Source organism: Pararobbsia alpina (assembly GCF_965118125.1).
GTDB classification, from domain to species: domain Bacteria; phylum Pseudomonadota; class Gammaproteobacteria; order Burkholderiales; family Burkholderiaceae; genus Pararobbsia; species Pararobbsia alpina_A.
Genome location: NZ_OZ221287.1, coordinates 2,215,940 through 2,231,430 on the forward strand (window position 1 = coordinate 2,215,940; position 15,491 = coordinate 2,231,430).

The window sequence follows — 15,491 nt, forward strand, 5'->3', positions numbered from 1 at the left end:
CCTCATGCACTCATGCGCTCAAACGTTCGGGCTTCACGTTGAAACGCGATACCCCGGTGCGCAGGCCGTTTGCTACCAGCGTCAAATCGTCGATCGTCTGGGTCGACTGGCGCAGCGACTCGACGGTCTGCTGCGCGGCTTCCGAGAGTTGCGAGAGGGCCTGATTGATCTGCTCCGCACCTGTCGCCTGAGCCTGCATGCCTTCATTGACTATCTGGAAGCGCGGCGCGAGTGCCTGCACTTGCTGGATCACCTGCGACAGCTGTGCACCGACGTGCTGGACTTCGACCATGCCGCGGCGCACTTCTTCCGAGAACTTGTCCATGCCCATGACGCCCGCCGAGACGGCGGACTGGATTTCCTTGACCGTCTGCTCGATGTCATACGTGGCCACGGACGTCTGATCGGCGAGGCGCCGGATCTCGGTCGCGACAACCGAGAAGCCTCGGCCATATTCACCCGCTTTTTCGGCTTCGATGGCCGCATTGAGCGAGAGCAGGTTGGTCTGGTCGGCGACCTTCGTGATCGTCGACACGACCTGATTGATGTTGCCTGCCTTCTCATTGAGTACGGCGAGCTTGGCATTGACCGCACCGGCCGCGGCCATCACCTGGTCCATCGTGTCTTCCATGCGCGTGAGGCCGAGCTGACCCGCGCTCGCGAGTTCTGCGGTCTGGTCGGAGACTGTCGACACTTCGCTCATGGTGCGCACCAGGTCACGCGATGTGGCGTGAATTTCGCGCGACGTCGCACCGATTTCCGTCGTAGTGGCGGCAGTTTCGGTGGCTGTTGCTTGCTGCTCTTTCGATGTCGCGGCGATCTCCGATACGGACATGGCCACTTGCAGCGAGGACTTCTGCGCGTGACCGACCAGTTCGGTCAGCTCGTCTGCCATGCGATTGAAGCCCGCTTCGAGTGTGGCGAACTCGTCGGCGCGATGCAGGTCGAGCCGTTGCGTGAGATCGCCGGTGCGCATCGCATCGAGTGCGAGCACCACTTCGGACATGGGTCGTGTAATCGCACGCAGCAGGAAATAGCCCGCGACGAGCGCGACAACGAATGCGACGAGCACCGCCGAGAACAGCGCGACTTCGGCTTCGACGACCGAACCCTGAATATGGTCCGTCGACTCGAGAGACTGCGCGTTGTTTTCGTCGACCATCGCGGTGAGCGCCGTGCGTCCCCCTTCCCAGAGCGGCATGAATTGGGTATTGAACGTCTGCGTCGCGGCAGCGCGTCCGCTTGCCGCATTGCTGACAAGAGGGGCTTCAAGCGCACGGTATTGGGCGTAGGTGTTCTTGAAGGTGTTGAAGCGTGCGCGGTCCGCTTCGACATAAATTGTCGATTCGTAGTCGTGGGCCGCCTTGTCGATCGCGTCGAACGTGGAATCGATTTCCGCGTGGTCGCGCTTGATGCTCTCGGGGTCGTTGTCGAACAGCACAAGACGCTGCACTGCGAGGAAATTCGCAAACCAGCTCGAGCGCAGCATCGTCGACAGATGCAGGCCCGGCATCGAGTCCGACCGCAGGCTCTGCGTATCGCGCTCGATTGCGTTGAGCCGCAAGTAGGCGACGGCCGCCATCACGATCATCAGCGCCAGGATGACGCCGAAGCTCGCGAGAATTCTTTGTCGAATGCTGAGCTTGCCCACGTTGTGCTTCTCCCCTTCAAACTGACCAACTTGCCGTGCACGCTGCAGGAACGCCTTGTGGTCTGTGATGCAAGGGCTGCAAATCGAGGCGCACGAACGCCATTGAAGGCGATTCTAGAGGTTCAAACGGACGATGCAGGGCGCGATTTGAGGTTATTTTGCGTCTCTGTTCGTGGATTCGAAGCACGCCATGCGATAAAAAAGGTAAGCACGTGAACGAATATTCTCCGTACGGGTATTCGAAGGCGAATCGAAGGCGAGCGAGCGTCACCGGCCGGGATCCGGTGGGCGGGGGCAAGACCAGGTGAACGGGATTCGACGAGCGGGATCCCTGAGCGGGATTCGCTGAGCGGGATGCGGCAGGCGGCGCGCGGTACGACGTCAGGAGGACGGGAGGAGGACGATGTCCGAGCGGATGCCCGGGCAGATGTGCGTGAAGCGACGTGACGATACGTGAAGATGCGTGACTGGCGGGTCAGATGCGGCTGTCTGGCATCTGACCCGTTTCGAAGCCTATGACACTTTTGTCAGTGCGGCGGAATCATCCACGTCAGCACGTTCTGCTGGAACCACACCAGCACGCCGAGAATGATCGTCAGCAGGATGCTGTGCTTGAACGTCTTGGCGAACACGATGCCTTCCTGTCCCTTGAGCTCCGTCGTCGCCACGCCCGTCGAGATGTTCTGCGGCGAGATCATCTTGCCCATCACACCGCCCGACGAGTTGGTCGCGGCCATCAGCACCGGGTTGAGATTGAGCTGATTCGCCGCAACGACCTGCAGGTTGCCGAACAGCGCATTGCCCGATGTGTCGCTGCCCGACAGGAACACTGCAACCCACCCGAGGAACGCCGAGACGAGAGGGAACAGCGCGCCGACCGATGCGACGCCGAGGCCCAGTGTGTACGTCATGCCCGAATAGTTCATCAGGTACGCGAGACCGACGATCATCGCGACCGTCAGAATGGCGATGCGCGTCTGCACCCATGTATCGCGAACGGCTTCGAAAAACGCGCGCACCGGCAGGCGCACAACCAGTGCCGTGATGATCGACGCAACCAGAATCGCGGTACCCGTGGCAAGCGGCTGGAAGTCCCAGACTGCCGCGTAGGGCTTCTTGTACAGCGTGATGAAGACGGCGTTGTTCAGGCCCGGCCAGTTCACTTTGACGTCGCCGATCATGAAAATCTTGGCGACTGTCCAGACAATCACGACGACCGACACGATGATCCAGGGGTACCAGCCCTGCGCACCACCGACCGCACTGCCGACCGTGCCGCCACCCGCCGGACTGGCGTCCTGGGTGACCGGTGCGCTGCGATTCAGTGCAAGCGCGAAGCGCGGGTCGGCTGCGGGTTTCCAGACCTTGAGGAATGCGATCGTGACGATCAGCGAGACGAGCGACGACAGCACGTCGGTCAGGCTGTAGTTGATGTAGTTCGACACGACGAACTGTGTCACGGCAAAGCTGCCGCCTGCGACGAGCAGCACGGGCCAGATACGCGTCATCGCGCGCCATCCCGCATAGACCGCGATCACATAGAACGGCAGGAAGAACGCGAACAGCGGCAATTGCCGGCCGACCATCTGACTCAGCACATTGGGTGACAAGTGTGTCACCGCGCCGAGCACCGTGATCGGCACGCCCAGCGCGCCGAATGCCACCGGGGCGGTATTGAAGATCAGCGTAAAGGTCAGCGCTTCGAGCGTCGGGAAGCCGAGCATGATCAGCAGGGAGCTGGTGATGGCGACCGGGGTGCCGAAACCCGAGATGCCTTCAAGCAGCGCGCCGAACGAAAAACCGACGACCACGAGCACGATGCGGCGGTCGTTGGGAATGTTGTCGATCATCCACCGGCGGAACGCATCGAATCGGCCCGAGCGCTGCGCGATGTTGTAGAGCAGGATCGCGGCGAACACGATCCACATGACCGGCCAGAGCGCGAAGACGACGCCGTTCGCCACGGCCTGGAACGCGAGATCGGTGGGGAATTGCCACCAGACGATCGCGATGATCACGCCGGCGATCAGACCGCCCAGGGAAGCCTGCCATGCAGGCCGGCGCAGCCAGCCAAGCATCGCGAGCACCACGATGATCGGGATTGCCGCGACGATAAACGATGGCAACAGCGCGTTGCCGATCGGTGTCAGTAGTTGCTGGAACATCTTGTCTCCTGATTGTTTTCGTATGAGAACCGCAGTGACGCCCAGATGCTTCTGCCTTCGCGTGCTGCCCGCTTTGGGGGGCAATAGGTGCACGAGACCCACGAGGCTGAATCTAGCGTAGTGAGGACTTCATTCGTTCGCAATCGGAGATTACGCGGTAAAAGGGGAGATGCGCGCAGCGGCCTGCGCAGCGATGCCCGCAGCAGCGATCGGCGAGCAACGCGTGTTTTGCGCTTTTGTGCAATTGCGGCAATAACGTTTCGGCGTGCGCCGATTATGAAAAAACGCCCGGTCGGTGTGTCACCGCCGGGCGTTTCGGGATCGCAGAGCCGGAGCGTCGACTGGGTCGATGTCTCGGGTTCAGGCACTAGTGCCAGTGGCCGCCAAACGAGAGACCAAAGCCGATGGCGGGCGCGCCGTAGACGGGATAGGCCGGATACACCGGGTACGCGGGGTAGGCAGGATACGCCGGGTAACCCGGGTAGCCATTGGCCGGGTAGCACGGATACCCCGGATAGCAGGTATAGCCCGGTTGGCCCGAGTACACGGTGCCGCCGTTATAGCCAGCCGGCGGCGGCGTTTGCGACTGAGCCGATCCCGGCGACGGCGCGTTTTGCTGGGCCGAGGGCGGCGTGGTCTGTGCCGAGCCCGGTTGCGGATAGTCGGGCGAGTTCGGCGGGATGGTCTCGACGCCTGCTGCTTGCGCTGGCACCGCCGGGTAATACGTGTAAGGACCGGGGTAGTAGCACCCCGCGAGTACAAACGCGGCTGCCGCCGCGCCGATCAAACCGGCTTTCATTCCATTCTCCCCGGCGCCAACGAATAAGACGGGCGCACTCATTCAAGGATATGAAAATCCGTGCCTTGAACTATTGCAAAAAGCGTCACGCTTGTTTCAGCACATTTCAGCGGTGAGGCGTCGATCCATCGGGGCTGAAGGCGCGATGCGTCGACAGCCCCGGCGACACCGTTACTGCTTCTGGTAAATCTCCGCACCCGATCGCACGAATTCGACCGCCTTGACCTCCATGCCCTTGTGCAGCGCCTGATCTTCACTGAGACCCGTCTTCGCTGCGTAGTCGCGCACGTCCTGCGTGATCTTCATCGAGCAGAAATGCGGCCCGCACATCGAGCAGAAATGGGCAACCTTGGCGGAGTCCTTCGGTAACGTTTCGTCATGGAATTCGCGCGCCTTGTCCGGGTCGAGGCCCAGATTGAACTGGTCTTCCCAGCGGAATTCGAAGCGCGCCTTCGACAGGGCGTTGTCCCGTACCTGTGCACCCGGATGACCTTTGGCGAGGTCAGCGGCGTGTGCCGCGAGCTTGTATGTGATGATGCCTTCCTTGACGTCGTCCTTGTCGGGCAAGCCGAGGTGCTCCTTCGGGGTGACATAGCAGAGCATCGCCGTGCCGTACCAGCCGATCATCGCCGCGCCGATGCCCGATGTGATGTGGTCATAGCCCGGTGCAATATCCGTCGTCAGCGGCCCGAGCGTGTAGAACGGCGCTTCGTCGCAATACTCGAGCTGGAGATCCATGTTCTCCTTGATCAGCTGCATCGGCACGTGACCCGGGCCTTCGATCATGACCTGGACGTCGTGTTTCCACGCGATTTGCGTGAGCTCGCCGAGCGTCTTCAGCTCCGACAACTGCGCCTCGTCATTGGCATCGTAGATCGAACCGGGCCGCAGGCCGTCACCGAGCGAGAAGGCGACGTCGTAGGCCTTCATGATCTCGCAGATGTCTTCGAAGTGCTCGTACAGGAAGCTTTCGCGATGATGCGCGAGACACCATTTCGCCATGATCGAGCCGCCGCGCGACACGATGCCCGTCATGCGATTCGCGGTCATCGGCACATAGCGAAGCAGCACGCCCGCGTGAATCGTGAAGTAATCGACGCCTTGTTCGGCCTGCTCGATCAGCGTGTCGCGGAAGATCTCCCACGTGAGGTCTTCGGCCTTGCCGTTCACCTTTTCAAGCGCCTGATAGATCGGCACGGTGCCGATTGGCACGGGGCTGTTGCGGATGATCCATTCACGCGTCTCGTGAATGTTCTTGCCCGTCGACAGATCCATCACCGTGTCGCCGCCCCAGCGGATCGCCCACGTCATCTTGTCGACTTCTTCGCCGATCGACGACGTGACGGCCGAGTTGCCGATGTTCGCGTTGATCTTCACGAGGAAATTGCGGCCGATGATCATCGGCTCGCTTTCCGGGTGATTGATGTTGTTGGGGATGATTGCGCGACCCCGTGCGATTTCTTCGCGCACGAATTCGGGCGTGATCTCACGCGGCATGACCGCCCCAAAGTTCTGGCCCGGGTGCTGGCGGCCCATCAGATCGGCGAGCTTCGCACCTTGCGGGCCGGAGTTGCGCAGGCCGTCGATATATTCGGCGCGCCGCTGGTTTTCGCGGATCGCGATGAACTCCATCTCCGGCGTGATGATGCCCTGACGCGCATAGTGCATCTGCGTGACGTTGCGTCCGGCTATCGCGCGACGCGGCTGGCGATGCAGCGACGGGAAGCGCAGTTCGGCCGTGGCCGGATCGGCGGCGCGCTCGCGTCCGAACGCGCTTGACAGGCCGGGCAGCTGCTCGGTGTCGCCACGCTCTTCAATCCATTGCGCGCGCAGTGCCGGCAGGCCGGCGCGGATGTCGATTTTCGCATCGGGGTCGGTGTACGGACCCGACGTGTCGTAGACGTAGACCGGCGGATTCTTTTCGCCGCCGAAGCCGGTCGGCGTGTCGGCCTGCGAGATCTCGCGCATCGGCACGCGCAGGTCGTCGCGCGAGCCGGTCACGTAAATCTTGCGGGAGTTGGGGAGCGGCTGGACCGCGGCGGCATCGACGTGCGCTTGCGCGGATACGAATTTCGGGTTGGCGTTCATTGCATCTCCTGAAGGGGACCACGCAGGAGATCAGGCTAGTCAACGGGGAAGGGTTGATGGCGCAGGAAGGAGGGAGTCGCGCCACCACGCTCCCTGCGCTGGCATTATCCAGATCAGGTTCAAAGGGTATTTCTCACCCGCGGCGCGATGCACCGCAGGACCCCTGCGTCGAGGTGCACACGATACACGCCGTGAACGATCGCAGCAAGTCGCCGGAAAAGGTGGATGCCGGATGCGGCTTTGCGGGCGCTACAGCCCATTTGCGCATTCCGCACCTTCGCGGATGGCGCGCTTGGCGTCGAGTTCGCCGGCAAGACGCGCGCCGCCGATTAGATGAAACGTCGGGACACTGGCGCGGCCATCTTCGCGATTGCTGTGGTTGGCGTTGTTTTTGCCGCGATCTCCTCCGCGGTTCCTCGCATCGTTCGCATCGTTCGCCGGATACAGCTCACGCAACGATTCCTGTCCTGCACAGATGACGATCGTGTCGACCTCGAGATGTTGCGGCGTGCCATCGCGTTCGATGTGCAGCCCAGTGGCATCGATCGAACGATACGTGACGCCGCCGAGCATCTTGACGTCATTGCGCAGCAGGGTAGCGCGATGGACCCAACCCGACGTCTTGCCGAGCCCGGCGCCGAGTTTGCCGGCCTTGCGCTGAAGCAGCCAGATCTGCCGCGGCGGATGCGAAGGCACGGCGGGCTTCAAACCGCCGCGTCCGCGCGCCTGATCGTCGATGCCCCATTCGTCGAACCAGGTCGCTACCGGAACCGGCAACGGCACGCCGGCGGGATGCAATAGAAACTCTGCGACGTCGAAGCCGATACCGCCCGCACCGACGATGGCGACGCGTTGGCCGACGGGCGCGCCGCGCAGGACATCGATATACGACACGACGTTCGGCCCGTCGCTGCCTGTGATTGACGGCGCGCGCGGCACGATGCCGGTCGCGATCACGATATGGTCTGCGCCGAGCGCAGCGAGATCGTCGTGCGTGAGACGCGTGCCGAGTTGCAACTCGACGCCAAGACGCTCGATACGCTTGCCGTAGTAGCGCAGCGTCTCTGCGAATTCCTCCTTGCCGGGAATGCGCATGGCGAGATTGAACTGACCGCCGATTCGATCGGATGCGTCGAACAGCGTCACGTGATGACCGCGCTCTGCGGCGACTGTCGCGGCCGACAGCCCGGCAGGGCCCGCACCGATCACCGCGACGCGTTTTGCGTTCGTCGTCGGGCGATAGATCAACGTCGTTTCGTGGCCGGCACGCGGATTCACCATGCACGTCGCACGCATATTCTGGAACGTGTGATCCAGGCACGCCTGATTGCAGGCGATACACGTATTGATCTCGTCCGCACGGCCCGCGGCCGCCTTGTTGACGAACTCGGGATCAGCGAGGAACGGACGCGCCATCGAAACCAGATCTGCGCTGCCATTCTCGAGCAGCGATTCAGCGACGTCCGGCGTATTGATGCGGTTCGATGCAACCACCGGCACGCGCAGCGACGCGCGAAGCCGCTGCGTAAATCCCGCGAACGCGGCACGCGGCACAGACGTCACGATCGTCGGAATCCGCGCTTCGTGCCAGCCGATGCCCGTATTGAGCAAAGTGATGCCAGCGTTTTCCAGGGCCTGCGCGATGGCGACCGTCTCATCCCAGGTGTTGCCTTCGTCCACGAGATCGACGACCGACAGCCGGTACATGATGATGAAGCGTTCGCCGACGGCCTCGCGCACGCGCCGGACGATCTCGACGGGCAGGCGCATGCGGCCCTCGAGGTCGCCGCCCCAGCGATCGGTGCGACGGTTCGTGCGCGGGCTCAGGAACTGGTTGAGCAGGTAGCCCTCGCTGCCCATGAGTTCGATACCGTCATAGCCGGCGCGTTGGGCGAGCTTCGCACACCGGACGTAGGCATCGAGCGTGCGCTCGATGCCACGCTCGTCGAGTGCGCGCGGCTTGAACTTCGATATCGGCGACTTGATGGCCGATGCCGAAACGACAAACGGCTGGTAGCCATAGCGACCCGCGTGAAGAATCTGCATCACGATCTTGCCGCCCTCGGCGTGTACGGCATCGGTGACGAGCCGGTGATTGCGCACGTCGAAGATCGAATTCAGCGTGCCGCCGAAGGGCAGCAGCCAGCCTTCGCGATTCGGCGAAATGCCGCCCGTGACGATCAATCCCACGCCGCCTTTGGCGCGCTCGCGGAAGTAGGCGGCGAGCTTCGGGTACTGCCAGAACCGGTCTTCGAGTCCGGTATGCATCGAACCCATCACGACGCGATTGCGCAGTGTCGTGAAGCCGAGGTCGAGCGGCGCAGTCAGGTGCGGGTAGGGTGACGCGTGGGGTGTGGACATGGAAGAGACCGGTGAGCGGCGCAGACCGCCGATTTTTTGGCGGACGATACACCCTCGCGCGCGCGGCGGCGAGGAGGGTCTCTTCTAGTTGCTCAGTCACGTCGCGCGGTCACGTCGCGCGGACAACCGTCCAGACGCGCTCAATCGAACGATCGAGTCGCGCGGATCGATTGCGTCGCGCGACGCATTCCCGCCCGGGCTATTCGTTGTTGTGCTCTTGCGCTTTGTTCTGAAGCGCTGCGCCGCCGTTCTGGATGTCCTGGCCGGCGCCTGCGACGGTGTTGCAGGCGGCAAGCAGCACGGTGCTCGTGAGCAATGCTAGTGCGATCAGTCGCGTCATGGTCGTTCTCCTTGTCAGCGGTTTTACCGGATTCCGGCTTGGGCCGGAGATGTACCGAAGGCATGTCTGCATCGTAGTGAGCCAATGTCCGAACCGCTGCCAGCGAAGTGATCACAGGCGCGTGGGCCGATTCCTGATTTTGTGTCGGCGCATGCCTACAAGAAGGCCGCAGCCGGTCAACAAAACGGTGTTTCAGACCGTTCAAACGGAGGCTCATTGAACGCTTTGCAAGAATTTGGCCAGGTCGGGCTGAATCGGCGGTATTCCGCGTTTTGCCGTGCTGTTGTTACGTATCGCGAAGTCTTGCCCCGATGGAAAGCACGTCGAACGTGAAAGTTTTGGATATGACGCGGTAACGAATGCTCGCTGCCAGCGTGGTCGCTGCATTCGTATGTCGTATTGCCCGTCGAACGGGACAAGACGCCGCCGCGCTAACTCGTCGCACGACGATGCGTTTGCATCGACTGCATCGAGCGTGAGTGCGCGACGTGGAGCGCGGATGTTTTCAGCAGGGCTCGCTGACGCGGATTCATTGTCCCGGCTGTTCGCAAACGCAGGTGCCGCCGGACGGCGCTCCGGACAACTTCACACAACGTCAGACGACACCCACCGATTTCATGAGGACGCAAACTTCTTTGCGTGTCAGCGGATTCCGACAAGAAAAACAGCCATCGACGGAATGCGCCTACGTCACTGCGTGATTACGATGCCTCCACCATCACCTGACTGGGAGGCTGATCATGCTCAAGTGGGCACTGTTCTTTGCGGTCATCGCCGTCGTCGCGGGGCTGCTTGGATTTACCGGCATTGCAGCGGGCGCCGCTGCGATTGCGAAGTTCCTGTTCGTCGTATTTCTCGTGCTGTTTGTCGTGTTTCTTGTGCTCGGTTTCACGATCGCGAAGAAGATCGTCGATTAGCCGCGCAGGCCGCTGTTTACAACAACAAGGAGGTCGCCATGCTTCATTACGCTGTGGTTTTCTTCGTGATCGCGATCATCGCGGCGGTGTTCGGTTTTACAGGTATCGCTGCCGGTGCGGCGGAAATCGCGAAGATCCTGTTTTATATCTTTCTCGTGGTGTTCGTTGTCACGCTGCTGATGGGCGTGTTCCGGACATAGTGCCGGCTCTTGTCAGGCACACGAGCCCGGTGCCGCGCACGTCAGCGCTTCGGCCGGGCTCGGGTCCATCGATTGCTACATAGGCTGACGTGGATCGCAAAGCGCATCAGTCAGGCTTTGCCAGGGGTAGCACGTACGGGCGGTGCGTTCGGCAACGAGGCGCGCATGTCCGGTCTCGCTACCCCTGCTTCATCTCAACCGTACCCAAGGGGACGATACATGGCTCAGACCACTCAGGAAGCGTTGCGCTCGAAAGCCGGTGCGCCGGTCAGCGTGCGCAACGAAAAGGATCGCGGTGCATTCGTGATGGATGTCGAAAAGATTCGCGAGAATGCACGCAAGCATATTCAGGAAGGTGCCGTCACCGAAGGCTATAAGGCCGATCGCGAAACGGTGCTCAAGCTGCTCAACGACGCGCTGGCGACCGAGATCGTCTGCACGTTGCGCTACAAGCGCCATTTCTTCATGGCCAAGGGCATCAACTCGGAAGGCGTCGCGGCGGAGTTCGCCGAGCATGCGACGCAGGAACAGCAACACGCCGACATGCTGGCCGAGCGGATCGTTCAACTCGGCGGCGAGCCGGATTTTGCCCCGGACTCGCTGGCCTCGCGCAGTCATTCGCAATACGCCGAAGGACAGTCGCTCACGGAGATGATCCGCGAGAACCTGATTGCCGAGCGCATTGCGATCGACAGCTACAAGGCCATCGTCACGTACCTCGGCGACAACGACATCACGACGCGACGCATGTTTGAAGAGATTCTGGCCGTCGAGGAAGAGCACGCCGACGATATGGCGGATCTGCTTGAGGGGCGCGAATGAGCATCGCTGAAATGTCCTGCTCAGGCAGGGCATCGCAAAGCAAGGCATCTCGAGGCAGGGTATCTCAGGCAAGCGCTTCACCCGGCGCGCTGTCCGTGGCGGACAGCGCGTTCCACCGGTGTGCCTTGCGATGAGACCGGGCGTTAGAATGCCATCCACATCGACAGCGCTGGCCGATGCGCCCGCACCGGCGCTGTCGCGCGTTCAATCGCAAGCGCCGGCTTCGGCCGCTCGCTTTTTAAAGGCTGGTCTGGTGCCGATGATTCGAGTCCTGATCGCAGACGATCACGCGATCGTGCGAAGCGGCTTCAAGGAGTTTGTGGCCGACGAGCCCGACATGGAAGTCGCTGCCGAAGCTGCCAATGGCGAACAGACCATCGCGCTGGTGCGCGAGCAGTCGTTTGACGTCGTCTTGCTCGATATCGGCATGCCCGACAAGAATGGTATCGACACGTTACGCGTGATCAAGCAGATTCGTCCCGAGCAGGGTGTGCTGATGTTGTCGGGCTATCCCGAGAGCCAGTATGCGTTGAACCTGCTCAAGGCGGGTGCGAGCGGCTATATCAGCAAGGACGCGGCGCCGGATGAGATCGTTCGCGCGATACGCACGGTGGCCCGCGGCCATCGGTATCTGTCCGAATCGGCCGCCGACGCGCTCGCCCAGAAGCTCACGAAACCCGAACACGATATGCCGCACGAGGGCTTGTCGGAGCGTGAGTTTCAGGTGTTCTGCAAGCTCGCGGCCGGACAACTGCCGACCGAGATTGCCGACGATCTCAATCTGTCCGTCAAGACCGTCAGCACGTATCGCACGCGCGTGCTCGAGAAAATGGGCATGACAAGCAACGCCGATCTCACGTACTACGCGGTCAAGAACGGACTACTCGAATAGAGCTACCGCCAGCCACGCGCCAGATGGCTGGCAGTGGCCACGAGCGTGAACGCAAAGCCCACGAAACATACGCCAAGCCATCCGTGCGTGCGCCATGCGTAGGCCGACATCGCCGATCCCGCTGCGCCACCGATGAAATAGAACACGATAAAAATCGAATTGACGCGGCTGCGCGCTTCGGGCTTCAGCGCGAAGATGCGTGCCTGATTCGAAATCTGGGCGCCTTGAACACCGATATCGAGCAGCAGCACGCCGATCACGAGACCCGTGAGACTCGCTGCCGACAACGCGAATACCCCGTAGGACAGCGCTGTGATCACAAGCGCCAGCGTGATGCCGATCCGCGGGCCGCGACGGTCGGCCGACTTGCCTGCCATGGGCGCGACGAGTGCGCCCGCGGCGCCCACGAGGCCGAACAGACCGGCAGCCTGCGGCCCATAGTGAAACGGAGCATCGGCGAGCAGCAGTGCGAGCGTGGTCCAGAACGCGCTGAACGCGCCGAAGAGGGCGCCTCCGGTCAGCGAGGCTTCGCGCAGCACGGGCAATTCATGCCACAGATGCCACATCGAGCCGAGCAGTTTCGGATACGACAGGTTCGATGTCGGCGTGCTGCGCGGCAGACGCATCATGATCAGCACGCCGAGCACGATCATCGCGACAACGGCCGCGGTAAATACCGAGCGCCAGCCGGTCAACGAGGCGATCGTGCCCGAGGCCGTTCGGGCCAGCAGAATGCCGAGCAACAGCCCGCTCATGACCGTGCCGACCGCATGACCGCGCTGCTCGGGGCGGGCCAGTTCGGCCGTAAAGGGAATGATCTGCTGCGCGATGGTGCCGAGCAGCCCGATCATCAGGCTCGCTCCGACCAGGACCCACAGCGACGGCGCTGCCGCTGCAACCGCGAGAGATACACATTCGCAGATGATCATCAGCAGGATCAGCGAACGGCGCTCGAACCGATCGCCAAGCGGCGCCGTGAAGAACATGCCCGCCGCGTAGCCGACCTGTGTGATCGTCGGCACCGCGCCGACCCAGTGAGCGTCGGATGGAAAGGCGTGTCGAAAATCGTCGAGCAGCGGCTGGTTGTAGTAGATGTTGGCAACGGAAAGACCGGCGGCCGTGGCCATCAGCATCAACGTGCTGCGAGAAAGCGCGGGCGAACTGTCGTTCGACATGGGACGAAGGAGTCAGCGGTTCAGAAGAGCCGCTGATCATACCGGAGGTCGGATAAGCGCGTGTGATGCGGGTCAGAAGGGGTGCACGTCGCCAAAATTTCCTGTCACCCCGAAATGCGTGACCATGCCGCGGCCGGGCATCCAGTCGTGAATGGCGAAGCCTCCCGGTTCCATCACAAAGGCCATCTGTTCGTTTTTACGCAGATCGAGCGCGACCTGATGCGCGGTCGACGGACAGGTCACCGCCAGCGTCCCGCCAAAGCGGCGCAGCATGGGGCGATGCACATGGCCCGCCAGCACACGCTCGATGTTCGGGTGGTCGCGAACCAGGCGCTCGAATTCACGCGCCGACTCATGCTCAAGACAAATCTCGTCCATCTGTGCGAGGCCCGTTTCGAACGGCGGGTGGTGCAACGCAATGATCACAGGACGATCGGCGGAACGCGCCAGCGTGTCGCGCAACCAGGTCAGTCGGGCTTCGCACAGATGGCCGCCGCTTTCGCCTTCCACGAGCGAGTCGAGGGCGACGACACGGACCTCGCCGATATCGATCGCGTACTGGACGAACGGCCCGGCATCGTGCAGGTAGGTGTGGTCGCCGAATGCCTCGCGCAACGGGGCCCGGAGGTCGTGATTGCCGACCATCAGGTAGTACGGCCGGGTCAACCGGTCGAGTTGCGTGCGCAGGTAGGCGTATTCGTCAGGGCGACCCTCGTCGACCAGGTCGCCGGTGGCAAGCACTGCGTCGATCTGATCGCCGAGCGCATTGAGCCGATCGACGGCCACCGTAACAAGCCGGTTCGTGTCGACGGTACCGTAGGCGAGTTGTCCTTCGGGTCTGACGTGAAGGTCGCTGATCTGAGCAAGGCGCATGGCGGGCATCCTTTACGCGACACTGCGCGGGTGCGCAACGTTGCAAAGAACCATGTTAGCGCGCACAGGCAGCGATGTTAGAATCCGGGTCCGCTTTGCCCGAGTGGTGAAATAGGTAGACACAAGGGACTTAAAATCCCTCGACTTCGCGGTCGTACCGGTTCGATTCCGGTCTCGGGCACCATGGCGCATTTCAAGCAGTGTCGCTAGGAGGCAGTGCCAGCAGGGCACTCTGGGCAGAAGCCTTACCCAGCAGGATTGGCCAGGAGCAGCCTAGTACAGGCTGATACACGGAAAGTCGGTCTTTGTACTCCGGGCTGCGCACAGACTGCACACCTCTGTGCACACGGTCGTACGCTAGCGGCACGCGGCCTCCACACGCCGAGAGGCGCGCCGCAATCTGCGCGGCAGTCTCCCGGTAGTACGTGTTCTGCAGCAGGCCAATGTCCTTATGCACGGAGATCTTCGCGAGCGTCATCACATTGACCTTACGACTCAGCCGGGTTAGCGCCTCTGCTCGCGAGTCGTGAAAGTGCAGACCGGTAATCACGAGCTGGTCCCTGCATTTTCGGAATAGCGCATCGAGCGAGGCCGAGGTAAGCGTAAAACAGGACTCCTTGTACGCCACAGGGCGCAGCAGCCGGATTGCATGCCGGGTCAGAGGCACCTTCCGGGGGCGGCCCGTGAGGTGCTGTGTCTTGTGCTTTACCGTGGCGACGCGCTGGACAATGCCGAGCATACCGCCCCCGAGCTGCAGAAGCTCGCCAGCGCGCATACCCGTTCGCAACGCCACGAGAAACGCCAGGGCGACCTCCTGCTGCTTCGTTGTGGGAACCGCACCGGTCACGTACCCGAGTCGCCTACAGAGTGGCCTCACCTGTTTCCAGGGATCTACGCGACGGTCCCGGGGCGGTGCAGCCATCGACTGGCGGAAGCCTTCCCAAGGATTGTTCTGCATCCAGTGCCACTCAAGGCGCGCAACGCTGAAGGCATTCCCGAGCCACACCGCGTCACGCACTACCGACGACCCCGAGACAGGCCGCACCGGCTCACCATCCGGCCCGATAAAGCCCTGCAGTCGAGCATCCCGCCAGTCTGCTAGATCCGGCGTACGCACCTGGGCCAGCGTCTTTTCAGCGAGCAGCGGGAAGTTTCGGATCAGGGCTGCAATACGGAGCCGCTCTTGCCGCGCTGAAGCCTTCATTGAA

Annotated in this window: 13 protein-coding genes, 1 tRNA gene and 1 riboswitch; of the genes, 5 read left to right on the top strand and 9 right to left on the bottom strand. The window is 62.1% G+C overall.

Annotated elements, in window-relative coordinates; translation table 11 throughout:
• Window positions 1-10: 10 nt before the first annotated feature.
• The 6 genes from ACMFWR_RS09670 to ACMFWR_RS09695 all read right to left on the bottom strand — a co-directional run bounded on the left by ACMFWR_RS09670 (window position 11) and on the right by ACMFWR_RS09695 (window position 9,404).
• The gene (locus ACMFWR_RS09670; protein WP_413194841.1) at window positions 11-1,591 is read right to left on the bottom strand and encodes a methyl-accepting chemotaxis protein; all 1,581 of its coding nucleotides are present in this window, start codon (window positions 1,589-1,591) and stop codon (window positions 11-13) included.
• 587 nt (window positions 1,592-2,178) lie between these two features.
• The gene (locus ACMFWR_RS09675; protein WP_413191464.1) at window positions 2,179-3,816 is read right to left on the bottom strand and encodes an L-lactate permease; all 1,638 of its coding nucleotides are present in this window, start codon (window positions 3,814-3,816) and stop codon (window positions 2,179-2,181) included.
• Between the two features lie 367 nt (window positions 3,817-4,183).
• On the bottom strand, window positions 4,184-4,615 hold the full coding sequence (locus ACMFWR_RS09680) for a hypothetical protein (protein ID WP_413191465.1): 432 nt from the start codon (window positions 4,613-4,615) through the stop codon (window positions 4,184-4,186).
• 171 nt (window positions 4,616-4,786) lie between these two features.
• A complete protein-coding gene (gene thiC / locus ACMFWR_RS09685; protein WP_413191466.1) occupies window positions 4,787-6,703 on the bottom strand; it encodes a phosphomethylpyrimidine synthase ThiC in 1,917 nt (638 codons plus the stop codon).
• Window positions 6,704-6,776: 73 nt separating this feature from the next.
• A riboswitch (TPP riboswitch) is annotated at window positions 6,777-6,878 on the bottom strand.
• A gap of 74 nt (window positions 6,879-6,952) precedes the next feature.
• Complete coding sequence (locus ACMFWR_RS09690) at window positions 6,953-9,064, bottom strand: FAD-dependent oxidoreductase (RefSeq protein WP_413191467.1); 2,112 nt, start codon at window positions 9,062-9,064, stop codon at window positions 6,953-6,955.
• A gap of 199 nt (window positions 9,065-9,263) precedes the next feature.
• Complete coding sequence (locus ACMFWR_RS09695) at window positions 9,264-9,404, bottom strand: entericidin A/B family lipoprotein (RefSeq protein ID WP_413191468.1); 141 nt, start codon at window positions 9,402-9,404, stop codon at window positions 9,264-9,266.
• Window positions 9,405-10,144: 740 nt separating this feature from the next.
• Between ACMFWR_RS09695 and ACMFWR_RS09700 the strand changes: the two genes are divergently transcribed.
• The 4 genes from ACMFWR_RS09700 to ACMFWR_RS09715 all read left to right on the top strand — a co-directional run bounded on the left by ACMFWR_RS09700 (window position 10,145) and on the right by ACMFWR_RS09715 (window position 12,235).
• A complete protein-coding gene (locus ACMFWR_RS09700; RefSeq protein WP_413191469.1) occupies window positions 10,145-10,321 on the top strand; it encodes a DUF1328 family protein in 177 nt (58 codons plus the stop codon).
• A 38-nt stretch (window positions 10,322-10,359) separates the two neighbouring features.
• Window positions 10,360-10,521: a DUF1328 domain-containing protein gene (locus tag ACMFWR_RS09705; RefSeq protein ID WP_413191470.1), complete on the top strand. Its 162-nt coding sequence runs from the start codon at window positions 10,360-10,362 to the stop codon at window positions 10,519-10,521.
• Between the two features lie 306 nt (window positions 10,522-10,827).
• The gene (locus ACMFWR_RS09710) at window positions 10,828-11,343 is read left to right on the top strand and encodes a ferritin-like domain-containing protein (protein ID WP_413194842.1); all 516 of its coding nucleotides are present in this window, start codon (window positions 10,828-10,830) and stop codon (window positions 11,341-11,343) included.
• Between the two features lie 259 nt (window positions 11,344-11,602).
• Window positions 11,603-12,235 carry a response regulator gene (locus ACMFWR_RS09715; protein ID WP_413194843.1) on the top strand — a complete coding sequence of 211 codons (633 nt, stop codon included), beginning with the start codon at window positions 11,603-11,605 and terminating at the stop codon, window positions 12,233-12,235.
• 2 nt (window positions 12,236-12,237) lie between these two features.
• Here the strand turns inward: ACMFWR_RS09715 and ACMFWR_RS09720 are convergent, their stop codons facing one another.
• A complete protein-coding gene (locus ACMFWR_RS09720) occupies window positions 12,238-13,410 on the bottom strand; it encodes an MFS transporter (RefSeq protein WP_413191471.1) in 1,173 nt (390 codons plus the stop codon).
• A gap of 72 nt (window positions 13,411-13,482) precedes the next feature.
• The gene (locus tag ACMFWR_RS09725) at window positions 13,483-14,283 is read right to left on the bottom strand and encodes a phosphodiesterase (RefSeq protein WP_413191472.1); all 801 of its coding nucleotides are present in this window, start codon (window positions 14,281-14,283) and stop codon (window positions 13,483-13,485) included.
• A gap of 97 nt (window positions 14,284-14,380) precedes the next feature.
• Between ACMFWR_RS09725 and ACMFWR_RS09730 the strand changes: the two genes are divergently transcribed.
• Window positions 14,381-14,467, top strand: a tRNA-Leu gene (locus ACMFWR_RS09730).
• Between the two features lie 9 nt (window positions 14,468-14,476).
• Here the strand turns inward: ACMFWR_RS09730 and ACMFWR_RS09735 are convergent.
• Window positions 14,477-15,487: a tyrosine-type recombinase/integrase gene (locus tag ACMFWR_RS09735; protein ID WP_413191473.1), complete on the bottom strand. Its 1,011-nt coding sequence runs from the start codon at window positions 15,485-15,487 to the stop codon at window positions 14,477-14,479.
• Window positions 15,488-15,491 lie beyond the last annotated feature (4 nt).

Coding starts and splice junctions, on each gene's coding strand:
- ACMFWR_RS09680 (WP_413191465.1), bottom strand. CDS start 4,615: ATGAAAGCCGGTTTGATCGGCGCGGCGGCAGCCGCGTTTGTACTCGCG.
- ACMFWR_RS09695 (WP_413191468.1), bottom strand. CDS start 9,404: ATGACGCGACTGATCGCACTAGCATTGCTCACGAGCACCGTGCTGCTT.
- ACMFWR_RS09700 (WP_413191469.1), top strand. CDS start 10,145: ATGCTCAAGTGGGCACTGTTCTTTGCGGTCATCGCCGTCGTCGCGGGG.
- ACMFWR_RS09690 (WP_413191467.1), bottom strand. CDS start 9,064: ATGTCCACACCCCACGCGTCACCCTACCCGCACCTGACTGCGCCGCTC.
- ACMFWR_RS09735 (WP_413191473.1), bottom strand. CDS start 15,487: ATGAAGGCTTCAGCGCGGCAAGAGCGGCTCCGTATTGCAGCCCTGATC.
- ACMFWR_RS09710 (WP_413194842.1), top strand. CDS start 10,828: ATGGATGTCGAAAAGATTCGCGAGAATGCACGCAAGCATATTCAGGAA.
- ACMFWR_RS09725 (WP_413191472.1), bottom strand. CDS start 14,283: ATGCGCCTTGCTCAGATCAGCGACCTTCACGTCAGACCCGAAGGACAA.
- thiC (WP_413191466.1), bottom strand. CDS start 6,703: ATGAACGCCAACCCGAAATTCGTATCCGCGCAAGCGCACGTCGATGCC.
- ACMFWR_RS09720 (WP_413191471.1), bottom strand. CDS start 13,410: ATGTCGAACGACAGTTCGCCCGCGCTTTCTCGCAGCACGTTGATGCTG.
- ACMFWR_RS09705 (WP_413191470.1), top strand. CDS start 10,360: ATGCTTCATTACGCTGTGGTTTTCTTCGTGATCGCGATCATCGCGGCG.
- ACMFWR_RS09715 (WP_413194843.1), top strand. CDS start 11,603: ATGATTCGAGTCCTGATCGCAGACGATCACGCGATCGTGCGAAGCGGC.
- ACMFWR_RS09670 (WP_413194841.1), bottom strand. CDS start 1,591: ATGATCGTGATGGCGGCCGTCGCCTACTTGCGGCTCAACGCAATCGAG.
- ACMFWR_RS09675 (WP_413191464.1), bottom strand. CDS start 3,816: ATGTTCCAGCAACTACTGACACCGATCGGCAACGCGCTGTTGCCATCG.